General features: G+C 69.9%; 1 protein-coding gene. It reads right to left on the bottom strand.

Annotation, left to right across the window (positions count from 1 at the left end):
* A partial coding sequence (locus D7V77_RS42295; RefSeq protein WP_147452371.1) for an AMP-binding protein occupies nucleotides 1-758 on the bottom strand: 758 nt, incomplete at both ends.

Raw genomic sequence — 758 nt, 5'->3', positions numbered from 1 at the left:
GCTCCAGCGTCTCCGGGCGAATCGGCTCCGCGCCGCAGAAGGCCACCTCCCACCGGCTCAAGTCCAACGCCCGCCGCTGCTCCGGCGTGCTCTTTCGCACGCACAAGTCGAACGCGAAGTTCGGCCCTCCGCTGATGGTGCCCCCGAAGCGCGACACCGCCTCCAGCCACGCCATGGGCCGCTTGAGGAAGGCCATCGGCGACATCAACGTCACCGGGAAACCTCCGTACAGCGGCTCCAGGATGCCGCCGATGAGGCCCATGTCGTGGTACGGCGGCAGCCAGATGACGCCCACGCTGTCCGCGCGCGCACCGAAGGCACCGTGGATGAGCGACAGGTTGTGCAGCAGGTTGCCGTGCGTGAGCATCACGCCCTTCGGCGTGCCCGTGCTTCCAGACGTGTACTGAAGGAACGCGAGAGACTCCGCGCCCAGTCCCTCCGGCGCCACCCAGTCCCGCTCGCCGCCCTCCGGCAACTCGTCCGTCGCCATCCAGTGCAGTGCCCGGAAGTCCGGCGCCTGCTCGAAGACGAAGTCCGACAGCCCGAGGATGCCCGACGTGGTGAGCACCACCGACGCACGTGCATCCTGGATGATGGCGCGCAGGCGGGGCAGGGTGCGCTCCAGCCGCAGCGGGTCCGGCGGATACGCGGGCACCGCCACCGCTCCCGCGTACAAGCAGCCGAAGAAGCCCGCGATGTAGTCCAGCCCCGGCGGGTACAGCAGCAGCACGCGCTCGCCTTGCGCGCCTCGCTCTCGC

It is taken from the genome of Corallococcus sp. CA041A (assembly GCF_003612075.1).
In the GTDB taxonomy this organism is placed as follows: domain Bacteria; phylum Myxococcota; class Myxococcia; order Myxococcales; family Myxococcaceae; genus Corallococcus; species Corallococcus exiguus.
The sequence above is the reverse complement of the archived record's forward strand: the minus strand, read 5'-3'. Positions and strand labels throughout refer to the sequence as shown.